Origin of the sequence: Pseudoduganella dura (assembly GCF_009727155.1) — a bacterium.
Classification (GTDB): Bacteria; Pseudomonadota; Gammaproteobacteria; order Burkholderiales; family Burkholderiaceae_D; genus Rugamonas; species Rugamonas dura.
Genome location: NZ_WNWM01000002.1, coordinates 5529166 through 5543123, shown reverse-complemented (window position 1 = coordinate 5543123; position 13958 = coordinate 5529166). Strand labels below are relative to the sequence as shown.

The following is a 13958-nucleotide window of genomic DNA, read 5'->3' as shown; positions in this document are numbered from 1 at the left end:
CGATACTCCTTCGATTGCCTGCTCAGTTACCCACCCTCGCGCCCCACAGCGACACGCCGTCGGCATTCTGCGCCGAGAACGTCACCGTGAACGCATTGGCGTTCGTGTTGTACTGCCGCGACAGAACGCCGTTGTATACCGCGGCCGTGCCGTCGACGGCCAGCGCGATGCGGTTGGCACCCTTGTGCGTCCACGTGCCGGTGACCGCGCCGGCCACCCTGCCGTCCGCCGCCAGGGTAATCGCCTGCGACGGCTTGATGGTTGCCGAAATGTCCTTGCCGTGGTTGACCAGCTTGTACGAGCCGGCCACATCGGCCGCCGCCACGACCGGCGACGGCGTGCCGGCGGCGCGGCTCAACGGCACGTAGCGGAACGGCGCGGCCACCGGCCAGCCATCCTCGTTGATGAACATCTCGTGCACCCGCACCTCATGCAGCTCGCCCTGCCCCGGGAAGCGGGTATGGAAGATGATGAAGTACTGCTTCGTCGCCGGATCGTAGTACGTGCTGTTGTGGCCCGGCGAAACGTAGCCGGGAGCCGTGCCGGTTTCACCCGCCGCCAGTGCGAACTGGTGGTTGCCCATCAGTTTCTGGCCATGCGGCGCGATGCTGGCATCGTCGAACAGCGGCTTCGCCGGGTCGGACTTTACCGTCGCCATGTCGGTACCCTTCGCATCCACGTAGGGGCCGTCCGGCGTTCGCGAGCGCGCCACGCGCACGTTGTAGGCGCCGTTCGCGTCGAGCCCGCCGAACGACGTGAACAGGTAGTAGTAGCCGCTTTCCGGGCTGTATTGCACGTAGGCGCCTTCGATGCGCGCGTGGTTGCCGCCCAGCAGGTGCCTGCCGTAGCCCTGCCCCGCCAGCGGCAGGCCGGTGGCCGGGTCCATCTGCAGGATGAAGATGCCGCCCGAATACGAGCCGTAGATCATCCACAGCCTGTTTTCCTTGTCCCGGAATACCTGCGGGTCGACCACGTTCGGGTGCTTGACGGCGTCGTAGATCGTACCGTCCGCGCCCGCCTCGCCCCACATGCCAGATTTCAGGATCACCTGCTTGTTGACATACGGGCCTTCGATCCTGTCGGCCACGGCCACGCCGAGCGCCGAGCGCGGCGAGTCGCCCTTGCAGGCGTTATAGTAAAAATAGTATCTGCCGTCATCGAGCTTGATGACGTCCGGCGCCCACAGGGTGCTGGACTGTGCCCAGGCGAAGGTTTCCGCGAGCTGCTTCGTCACGTCCGCGAACAGCGGATTGGTGGCGGTGGCGCCGTCGGCGATCTTCGTCCAGTTCACCAGGTCGGTCGATTTCGCCGCGGCGAGGTGCGATCCGAAGACATAGAACGTGCCATCCACGCGCACCACCGACGGATCGTGCACGGAGACGTTGGCGAACGTGACCGGCGCCTGTGCCGGCGCGGCAGGCACCGCCGGCGTGGCCGGCGTGGCTGGCGTGGCCGGGGTGGTGGGGGTGGCGGGCGTCGAAGGCGCCGTTGCGACGGGCGTGTCACTGCCGCCCCCGCCGCCACAGGCGGCGAGGGTCAGCAGGCCCGCCGCGGCCAGCGCGGCCGCAAGCGTTCCTGGTTTCATGGACTTACTCCACTGCGCCGACGATCACCGACTTGGCCGGCAGCTGGATGGTCAGCTTGCCGCCGGCGGCCTGCGCGCTGTAGGCGGCGGGCTTCACCGCGTTGGGCGCCTCGAACGTGTTGTGCGCATCCATTGCGGCGGACGTCAGCACCTGGCCCGTCAGCTTCGCCGCGCCGGCGCCGCCGACGTTGACGGTCACCTCGGTCGCCTTGTTCGGATCGGTGTTGACCAGCGCCAGGTACACCTTGCCATCCTTGCCGCGCGCGGCCGAAGCGCTCACCTGCGGTACCGCTTCGCTGCCGAAGCTGTACGCGGTGTTGTTCTGCAGCGCCACCGGCAGCGAGGTCGCATCCTGGAACGGCACGTACATCTTGTAAGCGTGGTACGTCGGCGTGAGCACCATGCGGGTCTTGTCGGTCAGGATCATCGCCTGCAGCACGTTGACCATCTGCGCGATGTTCGTCATGCGCACGCGGTCCGCATGGTCGTGGAAGATGTTGAAGTTCAGCGCGGCCACCACGGCGTCGCGCATGCTGTTCTGCTGGTACAGGAAACCGGCGTTGGTGCCCGGTTCCACGTCATACCAGGTGCCCCATTCGTCGACAAACAGGCCCACCTTCTTCTGCGGGTCGTTCTTGTCCATCGCCACCTTGTTGTCGCGGATGAACTTGTCCATCTTCAGTGTGTTCTGCATCGTGCTGAACCACTGGCTTTCCGGGAAGCCGGTGGCGGCGCCCTTCACTTCCCACTTGCCGGTCGGGATCGTGTAATAGTGGAAGCTCACGCCTGCCATGTCGTTCTTGACCTCGCGCGTCAGCACGTCGGACCACTTCACGTCGTCCGTGTGGCTGCCGCTGGCGATGAACTGCGGCTTGTACTCCTTCGGCGCGCGCAGGAACGTGGTGGCGTTCTTGTACAGGTTCGTGTAATGCTCGACGTTCATGTTGCCGCCACAGCCCCACATCTCGTTACCGACGGCGAAGAAGTCCACTTTCCACGGCTTGTCGCGGCCGTTCTTGCGGCGCAGCTCGGCCAGCGTGGACTTGCTCGGCGACGTCATGTACTCCACCCACTCGCTCATCTCCTGCACCGAGCCGGTGCCCAGGTTGCCGTTGATGTAGACCTGGGAACCCAGCAGCTCGGCCAGGTCGAAGAATTCGTGCGTGCCGACGGCGTTGTTCTCGGTGACGTTGCCCCAGTTGGTGTTGACCTTCACCGGGCGCTTGCCGCGCGGGCCGATGCCGTCCTTCCAGTGATATTCGTCGGCGAAGCAGCCGCCCGGCCAGCGCACCAGCGGCACGTGCAGGTCCTTCAGCGCACCGACCACGTCGTTGCGCCAGCCCTTCGTGTTGGGGATCTTCGATTCCGGGCCCACCCACATGCCTTCGTAGATGCCGGTGCCGAGGTGTTCGGCGAACTGGCCATACACGTTCTTGTCGATGACGGGGCCCGGCTTGGCCGTGTCGATCGTCACGCTGACTTGCGCGAAGGCGGTGCCGCAGAGGGCCAGCGCGCTGCTGACACTAAAGGCGAGAATGGTACGCTTGATCATGAGGGGTCTCCTGAAGTGGTTTTTATTCGAATACGGCGACAAAGCCGCCACATGCTTTTACTTTGATGCGGGTCTTCTTCGTTGCGGTGATATCGGCCTGCGCGAACGCGCGTTCGCCGGCGCCGTCGGTGATGATCCTGCCGGCCTTGCCGTCGGCGAAAGCCAGGTCGAGCGTTACCGTGCGGTCCTTCTGCGTGCCGTTGAAGCCGGCCACGTACCATTTGCCGCCGGCCTGGCGCGCGATGACGGCATACCGGCCTGGATCGCCCGCCAGGAACCGGCTGTCGTCCCAGCGCGCCGGCAGCGTGCGCAGGAATTCCTTGACGTAATCGGGCACGGTGGCCATGCCCTGCGGGACTTCGGCGAAATGCTGGATGCCGGAAACGAACAGCACCGACTCGGCCAGTTCGAAACCGTTGCGGGTGACGCGCCTGATGTTCGGAATATCGCCGAACACCATCGGCGTGAAGTCCATCGGATCGAACAGGTTGCGCGCGAACGGCAGCATTGCCGCATGCCCGGCGACCGGATCGTGGTTCTTCTGCTCGAACGTGCCGAACTCGAAGCCGCGCACGGCTTCCGCCGTCACCAGGTTCGGCCACGTGCGGGACCAGCCGCGCGGCAGGGTGGTGCCATGGAAATTGACCAGCAGCCTGGCCTCGTAAGCGTCGCGCAGGATGCCCACGTGGTAGTCGATCATCGACTGGCCGTCGCCGCCGAAGAAGTCGACCTTGATGCCCTTGACGCCCATGTCGCGCAGTTTGGCGAACTCGGCGCGGCGGTCGCTTGACGTGAGCAGCTTGCCGTGCGGGGTCATGTCGGTATCGTTCCAGGCGCCGGCCGAGTTGTACCAGACCAGCACACCGACGCCTTTTTCCTTGCCGTAGGCGGCCAGCTCCCTCACCTTGTCGTAGCCGATCTTCTGGTCCCAGTAGGCATCGATCAGCGTGTAATCCCAGCCCATGTCGGCCGCGTAGTCGATGAACTGCTTCTGCGTGCCGAACGTGGTGAAGTCATCCTTCAGGATCGCCCAGCTCCACGACGCGTGGCCCGCTTTGACCCAGTCGGGAATTGCGTTCCGTGCCGGCGCGGCCAGGTCGGTGCCAAGCGTGGAATCGACCACGGTGGCCAGGCTGCCGATCGCCAGCACGCGCCACGGCGTGGTGATCTGGCCGGTGGCATCCGGGAGCAATGCGCCGCCGGTGAACGTTTCGGCCGGCATGGGCGCCCCGATGCGGTAGACGCCGCCCTTCGACTGCGCCTGCAGGCGCGAGGCGTGGAAACTGCCGTCCATGTTCGCCTCGGTCAGCGCCACCCAGGTGTCGCCGGTGCGGAACAGCGCCGGGAACACCCAGCCGGCCGCCAGCGGCGACGGCGTGCCGACCGGGATATCGACCTGGTACAGCTCCTCGTATGACGGGTTGGTGCGCGCAAAGCCCGTCTTGGCGACGGACATCGGCTGCAGCCACGCGCGGGCCTGGGGCGCGAACGCGAAGCTCGTCGCCTCTTCCCGGAATGTCAGCCGGGGCGCACGGGCCGTGTAGCGGAACGCCACGCCGTCGTTCGACACGCGGAACGTGATCTCGAGCGGCTGCTGGCTGGCATTGACGTAGCGCCAGGTGCGCTCGTTGGCCGCGTAGGTGACGTGACGGCGCTTGCCGGCGGCCAGCTCGTACTGCTCGTCGACCGGCTGCGGGGGCGACACGTCCAGGGCGGTCAGCTTCTTCGTGAAGTCGACGCCGTCGAACGACAGGCCCAGTGCGGACTCGCGCAGCACGGGCTTGCCGGCGCGTGCGATCTGATACGTGACGCCGCCGTCCTTCGACTGGGCGACGGTGACGGCGAGCTGGCCGTCGGGGCTGGAGAGAGTCTGGGCAAATGCGGCGGGCGCGGCGAAAGCCGATACCGCCAGTATCCGGTACAGGGCAGGTTTCATGGTCGTCAACAATGAATGCAGCGATGGATACAACAAACCAGCTACGCTTGAGCTCGTGTCACCCTGGTGCCAGGCACCATGGTGACACGAGCTCATCAAAGTCGAGCTTTGCCGCGCAGCTGGGAGCCGAACATGGCCGGGCCTGTGTCACATGGGTGCCTGGCACCAAAGTGACTCGGGCTCGACCCTAGCCGCTTAAACCCAGCCCGCGTCGACGATGAATTCCTGCCCCGTGCACATCACGCTGTCGTCGGCGCCCAGGAACAGGATCATCGCGGCCACGTGCTCGGGCATCAGCTTGCCCGGCAGGCACTGCGCCTTCTTGATTTCCAGCTCGGCGGCGTCGTCGACCCACAGGTCGATCTGCCGTTGCGTCATCACCCAGCCCGGGGTGACGGTGTTGACGCGGATGTTGTGCGGGCCGAAGTCGCGGGCCAGGCAGCGTGTCAGGCCGATCACGGCGGCCTTCGTGGTGCCGTAGACGGGATAGCCGCCGTTCTTGGCATGCCACGACATGGAGCTGATGTTGATGATCGAGCCGCCACCCTTCTTCTTCATGCCCTCGAGCACGGACTGGCAGGTGAAGAACATCGGCCGCTGGTTGATCGCGATGCGTTCGTTCCAGTATTCGAGCGTCACGTCTTCCGGCGCGTGGCGCTGGTCGTTGGCGGCGTTGTTGACGAGCACGTCGAAGTCGCCGATTTCCGCCGCCAGTTCGGCGATGGTGTTCTGCAGCGCCGGGATGTCGGTGATGTCGCAATAGCGGTACAGCGGCGCCGGATGGCCGGCGGCCTTGATGCGCTCGACCAGCGCCAGGCTGGGTTCCTTCGCGATGTCGACGAACGCGACGATCGCGCCCTGCTCCGCGTAGGAAGCCACGATCGCTTCACCGATGCCGGTGCCGCCACCGGTGACGAAAACGCGCTTGCCGCGCAAACTGCCGAACTTGGCCAACTCAGTCATGCTCTGTCTCCCGTTCTTGTTTCAACTTGTTCCAACATCCGTTCCGGCCGCCGTTGCGGTGCTGCCGTCATTCCTTGCCCAGCACGCCATCGCGGCGGCGCCAGATCCCCAGCGGGTTCCCGTCGCGCAGCGCGTCGGGCAGCAGCGGCTGCGGCAGGTTCTGGTAGCACACCGGGCGCAGGAAGCGCAGGATGGCACCGGTACCCACCGACGTGCTGCGGCCGTCCGACGTGGCCGGGAAAGGTCCGCCGTGCACCATCGCCGTCGACACTTCCACGCCGGTCGGGAAGCCGTTGGCAAGAATGCGGCCGACCTTGCGCTCCAGCGCCGGCAGCAGCGTTTCGGCCGCGGCATGGTCGCTTTCCTCCAGCTGCAGCGTGGCGGTCAGCTGGCCTTCCAGGTGACCGGTCACATGGCGCATTTCTTCGACATCGCGGCAGGCCACCAGCAGCGACGCGGGGCCGAACACTTCGCCATGCAGCGCCTTGTCGGCCAGGAAGGCGTCGGCCGACGTGACGAACAGCGCCGCGCCGCCCTTGCCTTCTTCCTGTGCGGCCAGCGCCAGCGTCTTCACGCCGGGCTGTCCGGCCAGCCCGGCCACGCCCTTCTGGTAGGCGCCGGCGATACCGGCGCTCAGCATCGGACCCGCGGCCACGCCACCCAGCGCGGCAGCCGCGGCATGGGCGAAGGCGTCGAAGTCGGCGCCGGCGATGCCGAGCACCAGGCCCGGGTTTGTGCAGAACTGACCCACGCCGAGCGTGAGCGAGCCGGCGAACTGCTGGGCGATATCAAAGCCGCGCGCCTGCAGCGCGCCCGGCAGCAGGAACAGCGGATTGATGCTGCTCATCTCGGCGTACACCGGAATCGGCTGCGCACGCGCCGCCGCCACGCCCATCAACGCCAGTCCGCCCCCGCGCGAGCCGGTGAAACCGACCGCCTGGATTTCCGGATGCGCGACGACGGCCTGGCCGAACGCGTTGCCCACGCCGGTCAGCAGCGCGAACACGCCCGCCGGCAGGCCGGACAATTCGACCGCCTTCGCCACCGCACGCGCCACCAGCTCCGACGTGCCCGGGTGCGCCGGATGCGCCTTCAGCACGACCGGGCAGCCGGCCGCGAACGCGGAAGCAGTATCGCCGCCGGCAACGGAAAACGCCAGCGGGAAATTCGATGCCGCGAACACGGCCACCGGGCCCACGCCGATCAGGCGATAGCGCAGGTCCGGGCGCGGCGGCGCGCGTTCGGGCAGCGCCGAGTCGATGCGCACGTCGCGGTACGAGCCTTCGCGCAGCAGGTCGGCGAACAGCTTGAGCTGGTTGACCGTGCGGCCGCGCTCGCCTTCCAGGCGGACGCGTGGCAGGCCAGTTTCCGCCATCGCGCGTTCGATCAGCGCATCGCCTATCGCCAGGATCTGCGCGGCGACCGTTTCCAGGAACGCCGCGCGCTGCTCGTCGGTGGTGGCGCGGAACGTGTCGAACGCCGCGCCGGCCAGGCGGCAGGCCTGGTCGATCTGGTCGTCGTCGACCGTGTGGAACGACGGCTCGATGTGCGCGTTCAGGCTCGGGTTCCAGGCCTTGAAGTCGCTGCCATTGCCCCTGACCGCGATGCCACCGATCAGTGCTTCGCCGGTGATCACGCTCATAGTGCCTTGACCTGCGCCACTTGGGTTTCGACCACGGTCAGCTTGTTGCGCAGGGCCGGGCCGAAGGCGCTGGACTCCACCTCGAACGTTTCGCCCGGCTGCACGGAGATGTTGTCCGCGAAGCTCAGCGTGGCGGTGCCGAAGAAGTGCACGTGCACGTCGCCCGGGCGCTTGAACAGCTGGTACTTGAAGTGGTGGTGTTCCAGGTTGGCGATGGTGTGCGACATGTTGTTCTCGCCGGAGACGAACGCCTTTTCCCAGCGCACCTTGCCGTCGGTATCGAGCACGCGCGACACGCCGTCGATGTGCGCCGGCAGTTCGCCGACCAGCAACGCCGGGCCCACGCCGCACACGCGCAGCTTCGAGTGCGCCAGGTACAGGTAGTTCTGGCGTTCGGTCACGTGGTCGGAAAATTCGTTGCCGATCGCGTAGCCCAGGCGGTATGGCTGGCCGTCGTCGCCGATCACGTACAGGCCGGCGATTTCCGGCTCCTCGCCGCCATCGAGCGCGAAGTCGGGCATCGCCAGCGCTTCGCCCGTCGCGGCCACGATTGTGCCATCGCCCTTGTAGAACCATTCAGGCTGCACGCCCGCCGCGCCGGCCGCAGGCTTGCCGCCCTCGACGCCCATGCGGAACATCTTCATCGAATCGGACAGTGTTTCGACGTCGCCGCCGATCTTCTTGTGCATCGCGTCGCGCGCATCGGCCGAGCCAAGGTGGGTCAGGCCGGTGCCGGTCACGTAGGTGTGGGCAGCGTCTTCATGGTCGAGCGGGGCCAGCGGCGTCACGTCGGCATAGGCCACGGTGTTGGTGCCGGCGGAGGCTTCGGCCAGCGCGGCCAGGCCCTGGCCCGAGCGGATCGCGGCTTGCGCCAGCGCATAGGTGGTGGTGTAGCCGTCGATCACGCGCAGCGTGTCGTTTTCCAGGATGCCCACTTGGCGGGCGCCGTCATTGTTCTTGAATTGTACGAGCAGCATGTTGATATCTCCTGAAGCCGTCCCCGGAACATTCATCGCGAACGGCTTGTTTAGAATGGGGTGCCGGCGCCGCCACGAGGGGGAGTGGGCAGCGGCGCCGGCGGAGAAAGCCTGGTGAAGCCTGGTGCAGGCAACGCTTAGTGCGAGTGCTTGGGCACCTTGGAACCGCGCATGCCGACGAGGAAGTCGAAGTCGCAACCCTGGTCGGCCTGCAGCACGTGGTCCACGTACAGCTGGGCGTAACCGGATTTCGGCAGGTCGTTCTTCGCCTCTTCGGCGCGTGCCGCCAGGCGCTGGGCCATCTCTTCGTCCGAGATTTCCAGGTCGAGGCGGCCGCCGGCGCAGTCCAGCGAGACGATGTCGCCGTCGCGGACGATGCCCAGCGGGCCGCCGGCCATCGCTTCCGGCGCCACGTGCAGCACGACGGTACCGTAGGCGGTGCCGCTCATGCGCGCGTCGGAGATGCGCACCATGTCCTTGATGCCCTTGGCCAGCAGCTTCGGCGGCAGGCCCATGTTGCCCACTTCGGCCATGCCGGGATAGCCTTTCGGGCCGCAGTTCTTCATCACCAGCACGCAGTTCTCGTCGACATCCAGGTCCGGGTCGAGAATGCGGGTCTTGTAGTGGTCGAAGTCCTCGAACACGACAGCGCGGCCGCGGTGCTGCATCAGGTGCGGCGATGCGGCGGAAGGCTTCAGCACGGCGCCGCGCGGCGCCAGGTTGCCGCGCAGGATGCAGATGCCGCCATCCTTGATCAGCGGGTTGTCGATCGCGCGGATCACTTCCTCGTCGTAGATCGGCGCTTCCTTGTTGTTTTCCCAGATCGTCTTGCCGTTGGCGGTCAGCGCGTCGGGGTTCGGCAGCAGGCCGTTCTCGCCCAGGCGGCGCAGCACGCCCGGCAGGCCGCCGGCGTAGTAGAACTCTTCCATCAGGAAGCGGCCCGACGGCAGCAGGTCGACGACGGTGGGCGTGCCGCGGCCGATCCTGGTCCAGTCTTCCAGCTCGAGGTCCACGCCGATGCGGCCGGCAATGGCTTTCAGGTGGATCACGGCGTTGGTCGAACCGCCGATGGCGGCGTTCACGCGGATCGCGTTCTCGAATGCTTCCTTGGTCAGGATCTTCGACAGGCGCAGGTCTTCCCACACCATGTCGACGATGCGCATGCCGGACATGTGGGCCAGCACGTAGCGGCGCGCGTCGACGGCGGGGATCGCGGCGTTGTGCGGCAGCGACGTGCCCAGCGCCTCGGCCATGCAGGCCATCGTGGAGGCGGTGCCCATCGTGTTGCAGGTACCGGCGGAGCGCGAGTGGCCCGCTTCGGCGGCGAGGAAATCGTGCATCGAGATCTCGCCGGCCTTCACCTGTTCGTGCAGCTGCCAGACGGCGGTGCCGGAACCGATGCTCTTGCCGTTCAGCTTGCCGTTCAGCATCGGGCCGCCGGTGACGACGATCGCCGGGATGTCGCACGAGGCGGCGCCCATCAGCAGCGCCGGGGTGGTCTTGTCGCAGCCGACCAGCAGCACGACGGCATCCATCGGATTGCCGCGGATCGATTCCTCGACGTCCATCGACGCCAGGTTACGGGTCAGCATCGCGGTGGGGCGCAGGTTCGATTCGCCGCTGGAGAACACGGGGAACTCGACCGGCCAGCCGCCGGCCTCGATGATGCCCTTCTTGACGTGCTCGGCGATCTTGCGGAAGTGGGCGTTGCAGGGGGTCAGCTCGGACCAGGTGTTGCAGATGCCAATGATCGGCTTGCCCTGGAATTCATGATCCGGGATGCCCTGGTTCTTCATCCAGCTGCGGTACATGAAGCCGTTCTTGTCCTGGGTACCGAACCATTCGGCAGACCGCAGTTTTACGTTCTTTTTCGTCTCAGACATTCGATTCCTCCGGTTGTTCTGCGCCCGGCGAACTGGCAGTCCTCGTCGAGCTGGTGATTCTGGAATGTTAAAGAACGGAACGATTCTATTCCAATGAATAAAAAACGCCCAGCGATATGAAAAAAGATATCGCGACAGAAAAAGTGACCAAAAAAATAGGGACGGACCCTGTTTTTCAGGAAATTTCCTGGAAAACAGGGTCCGTCCCCATTTATTGAAGCTGTATTTACGGCCGAACTGAAAACCGGTACAGCGATTGCGTCGAATAAACTTCCCCAGGCCGCAGGATCGTGGACGGGTACTCCGGCCGGTTCGGCGAATCCGGGTAGTGCTGCGGTTCGAGGCACAGCGCTTCGCGGTGGCCAAAGCGCCAGCCCTTGCCGGACAGCGAGCCGTCCAAGAAGTTGCCGCTGTAGAACTGCACGCCCGGCTCATCCGTCAACAGTTCCAGCACGCGACCCGATGCCGGGTCGCACACCGTGGCGGCCAGGCTCAGCGCCCCGGCTTCCGGCTTGTTCAGCACGAAATTGTGATCGTAGCCGAGGCCGTTCTTCAACTGCTCATCGTCCCGACCGATCCCCTCGCCCACGGGGCGCGGCGTGCGGAAGTCGAACGGCGTGCCCGCCACCGGCGCCAGCGGCCCCAGCGGGATCGAGTTCGCATCGATCGGCGTGTAGCGGTCGGCATTGATCGTCAGTTCGTGATCCAGGATCGAGCCGCGGCCGGCCAGGTTGAAGTAGGCGTGCTGCGTGAGGTTGACAGGCGTCGCCTTGTCGGTCGTCGCGTGGTACTTGACCAGCAGCTCGTTCGCATCGTTGAGCTCGTAAATCACCGTCACGTCCAGGTTGCCCGGGTAGCCGTGGTCGCCGTCCGGGCTGGTGTACGTCAGCGTCAGGCCGACCGTGAGGTCCGTCGCCAGCGGTTCCGCGTGCCACACCTGCTTGTGGAAGCCCTTGCTGCCGCCGTGCAGGTGGTTCGGGCCGTTGTTCACTTCCAGCTGCACGCTTTGCCCGTCCAGCTCGAAGCGGCCGCCGGCGATGCGGTTGCCGTAGCGGCCGATCAGCGCGCCGAAATACGGCACCGCGTCGGTGAAATACGGCGCGGCTTCGTCGAAGCCGAACGTGACGTCCGCCACATTGCCCTGCCTGTCGGGAACGTGCAGCTGCGTGATGACGCCGCCGTAGTTGGTGATCTTGACGACCATGCCGCTGCGGTTGCGCAGCGTGTACAGGCTCAGCGACTGGCCGTCCGGCGCGGTGCCGAACGGTTCCTGCTCAATGCTCAATTCCATCCGTATCCGTTCAAAAAAGCGTTGCGTGCGAGAGCGCGACTCCTGCGAGGGAATCGTGCCGGCAATCAGCCCGGCAGTCAGCCCAGGGAGGGCCGACCGAAATCCGGCGTGCCGTCGTCGCGCCAGCGCAAGGGTTTGACGAAGGTATGGCGATCCGGATTCCACAGCGGATCGCCCTCGATTTCAGTATAAGTCCGGGCATGGTACACGAGGAGCACGGTTGCGCCATCCTCCGCCACGGTGAAGCTGTTATGGCCGGGGCCATAGATCTTGTGCTCGAAGCAGGTCCGCAGCACCGGCTCGGGCGATTTCGTCCACGACGCCGGGTCCAGCAGGTTCGCGTTCTCATCGGCCCACAGCAGGCCCATCGCGTAGTTCTCGTCGGTGGCGCTGGCCGAGTAGCTGATGAAGATCCTGCCGTTCTTCTTCAGCACCGACGGGCCCTCGTTGACCCGGAAGCCGCGGCATTCCCATTCGAACTCGGGCCTGCTCAGCAGCATCGGCGCGCCCTCGATCTGCCACGGCGTCTTCATCGGCGCGATGTACAGGTTCGAGTTGCCCTCGATATCGTCGTGCTTCTGCGCCCACAGGTAGTACAGCTGGCCCTTGTGGGTAAAGGTGGTTGCGTCGAGGCAGAACGTGTCGATGCCGGTGTCGACCTGCCCCATGAACTCCCACTCGCCTTCCAGCGGGTTGGCGTTGGTGTTGCGGAGCGCATACATGCGGTGCTGGAACAGCTTCGACTTGATCTCGCGCGACGGCGCGGCCGCGAAGTACACATACCAGGCGCCGTGGTTATGGTGGATTTCCGGCGCCCAGATCAGCTCCGAGCACGGGCCGCTGTCCGGCTTGCGCCACACGGTGCGCGTTTGCGCCGAGGCCAGGCCTTCGATGGTTTTCGCGCGGCGCAGTTCGATGCGGTCGTACTGCGGCACCGAGGCGGTGAAGTAGTAGTAGCCGTCCGTATGGCGATGGATGTACGGATCGGCGCGCTGCTCGATCAGCGGTTCCAGTAGTTCTTCCACATCGTTCTCCATTTCCAGGAATTCTGCCTGCCACATGAAGCGCCTCCGCATGTTGTTCCCCACATGGCATGGCGCCGGCCGGTGCCGGTGCCATGCCGAACCGCCGCCGTCGCTCAGGCGAGGGACGGCCGGCCGAATACCGGCATGCCCTGCTCATCCCAGCGCAGCGGCTTGACGAAGGTATGGCGGTCCGGATTCCACAGCGGATCGCCGATGATCTCGGTATAGGTGCGCGCGTGGTAGACCAGCATCACGCCCTCGCCGTCCTCGGACACCGTGAACGAATTGTGGCCGGGGCCGTAGATGCCGTGTTCCAGGCAGCTTTGCAGCACCGGCTCCTTCGATTTCGTCCACGAAGCCGGATCGAGCAGATCGGCTTCCTCGTCGGCCCACAGCAGGCCCATGGCATATTCGATGCCGGTGCCGCTGGCCGAATAGCTGATGAAGATCCGGCCGTTGCGCTTGACCACCGACGGGCCTTCGTTGACCCAGAAGCGCTCGATTTCCCAGTCGTACTCGGGCTTGCTCAGCATGACCGGCGTGCCCTCGATCGTCCACGGATTGCGCATCGGCGCGATGTACAGGTTCGAGTTGCCGCGGATTTCCCTGTCCTTCTGCGCCCACAGGTAATACAGCTGGCCCTTGTGGGTGAAGGTGGTGGCGTCCAGGCAGAAGCTGTCGATGCCCGTGTCGATCTGCCCCATGAACTCCCACTCCCCTTCGAGAGGATTGGCGTTCTGGTTGCGCACGCAGTACATGCGGTGCTGGAACAGGTCGTCCTTGATCTCCCGGCTCGGCGCGGCGGCGAAATACACGTACCAGGCGCCTTCGTTGAAGTGCAGTTCCGGGGCCCACAGCAGTTCGCTGTACGGGCCGCTCTCGGGCTTGGTCCACACATCCTTCGGCGCGGCATCGGCCAGGCCGGCGATCGTCGTGGCGCGGCGGATTTCGATACGGTCGTATTGCGGCACCGACGCGGTGAAGTAATAGAAGCCGTCGCTGTGCCTGTAGATGTGCGGGTCGGCGCGCTGCAGGATCAGCGGAGCGAGTTTTTCGACAGCGGCGTTTTCAGCCTTGGATTCAGCGTTTTCAATGGTCATGTCT

General features: G+C 65.6%; 10 protein-coding genes. All 10 read right to left on the bottom strand.

The annotated features are described in order from the left end of the window. Window positions 1-22 precede the first annotated feature (22 nt). A complete protein-coding gene (locus GJV26_RS24195; RefSeq protein ID WP_155711214.1) occupies window positions 23-1585 on the bottom strand; it encodes a glycoside hydrolase family 43 protein in 1563 nt (520 codons plus the stop codon). Between the two features lie 4 nt (window positions 1586-1589). Then, window positions 1590-3137, bottom strand: coding sequence for an alpha-N-arabinofuranosidase (locus tag GJV26_RS24190; protein WP_155711213.1), 1548 nt, complete (start codon window positions 3135-3137; stop codon window positions 1590-1592). 22 nt (window positions 3138-3159) lie between these two features. After that, a complete protein-coding gene (locus GJV26_RS24185; RefSeq protein ID WP_155711212.1) occupies window positions 3160-5073 on the bottom strand; it encodes a glycoside hydrolase family 97 protein in 1914 nt (637 codons plus the stop codon). A 195-nt stretch (window positions 5074-5268) separates the two neighbouring features. Continuing rightward, complete coding sequence (locus GJV26_RS24180) at window positions 5269-6036, bottom strand: SDR family NAD(P)-dependent oxidoreductase (protein WP_155711211.1); 768 nt, start codon at window positions 6034-6036, stop codon at window positions 5269-5271. 67 nt (window positions 6037-6103) lie between these two features. Next, on the bottom strand, window positions 6104-7678 hold the full coding sequence (locus GJV26_RS24175; protein WP_155711210.1) for an aldehyde dehydrogenase (NADP(+)): 1575 nt from the start codon (window positions 7676-7678) through the stop codon (window positions 6104-6106). Continuing rightward, complete coding sequence (araD1, locus tag GJV26_RS24170) at window positions 7675-8655, bottom strand: AraD1 family protein (RefSeq protein ID WP_155711209.1); 981 nt, start codon at window positions 8653-8655, stop codon at window positions 7675-7677. The genes GJV26_RS24175 and araD1 overlap by 4 nt, the downstream gene beginning before the upstream one ends. Window positions 8656-8792: 137 nt before the next feature. Continuing rightward, window positions 8793-10538 carry an IlvD/Edd family dehydratase gene (locus tag GJV26_RS24165; protein WP_155711208.1) on the bottom strand — a complete coding sequence of 582 codons (1746 nt, stop codon included), beginning with the start codon at window positions 10536-10538 and terminating at the stop codon, window positions 8793-8795. Between the two features lie 226 nt (window positions 10539-10764). Further along, window positions 10765-11829 carry an aldose epimerase family protein gene (locus tag GJV26_RS24160; protein WP_155711207.1) on the bottom strand — a complete coding sequence of 355 codons (1065 nt, stop codon included), beginning with the start codon at window positions 11827-11829 and terminating at the stop codon, window positions 10765-10767. A 77-nt stretch (window positions 11830-11906) separates the two neighbouring features. Beyond that, a complete protein-coding gene (locus GJV26_RS24155) occupies window positions 11907-12890 on the bottom strand; it encodes a glycoside hydrolase family 43 protein (RefSeq protein ID WP_229419421.1) in 984 nt (327 codons plus the stop codon). 77 nt (window positions 12891-12967) lie between these two features. Further along, window positions 12968-13954 (bottom strand): glycoside hydrolase family 43 protein, encoded by a 987-nt coding sequence (locus tag GJV26_RS24150; RefSeq protein WP_155711206.1) that lies wholly within the window; start codon window positions 13952-13954, stop codon window positions 12968-12970. Window positions 13955-13958: the final 4 nt, after the last annotated feature.

Bases quoted from the DNA above. Each gene is read 5' to 3' on its own strand.
- GJV26_RS24195 (WP_155711214.1), bottom strand. From the start codon at position 1,585: ATGAAACCAGGAACGCTTGCGGCCGCGCTGGCCGCGGCGGGCCTGCTG.
- GJV26_RS24190 (WP_155711213.1), bottom strand. From the start codon at position 3,137: ATGATCAAGCGTACCATTCTCGCCTTTAGTGTCAGCAGCGCGCTGGCC.
- GJV26_RS24185 (WP_155711212.1), bottom strand. From the start codon at position 5,073: ATGAAACCTGCCCTGTACCGGATACTGGCGGTATCGGCTTTCGCCGCG.
- GJV26_RS24180 (WP_155711211.1), bottom strand. From the start codon at position 6,036: ATGACTGAGTTGGCCAAGTTCGGCAGTTTGCGCGGCAAGCGCGTTTTC.
- GJV26_RS24175 (WP_155711210.1), bottom strand. From the start codon at position 7,678: ATGAGCGTGATCACCGGCGAAGCACTGATCGGTGGCATCGCGGTCAGG.
- araD1 (WP_155711209.1), bottom strand. From the start codon at position 8,655: ATGCTGCTCGTACAATTCAAGAACAATGACGGCGCCCGCCAAGTGGGC.
- GJV26_RS24165 (WP_155711208.1), bottom strand. From the start codon at position 10,538: ATGTCTGAGACGAAAAAGAACGTAAAACTGCGGTCTGCCGAATGGTTC.
- GJV26_RS24160 (WP_155711207.1), bottom strand. From the start codon at position 11,829: ATGGAATTGAGCATTGAGCAGGAACCGTTCGGCACCGCGCCGGACGGC.
- GJV26_RS24155 (WP_229419421.1), bottom strand. From the start codon at position 12,890: ATGTGGCAGGCAGAATTCCTGGAAATGGAGAACGATGTGGAAGAACTA.
- GJV26_RS24150 (WP_155711206.1), bottom strand. From the start codon at position 13,954: ATGACCATTGAAAACGCTGAATCCAAGGCTGAAAACGCCGCTGTCGAA.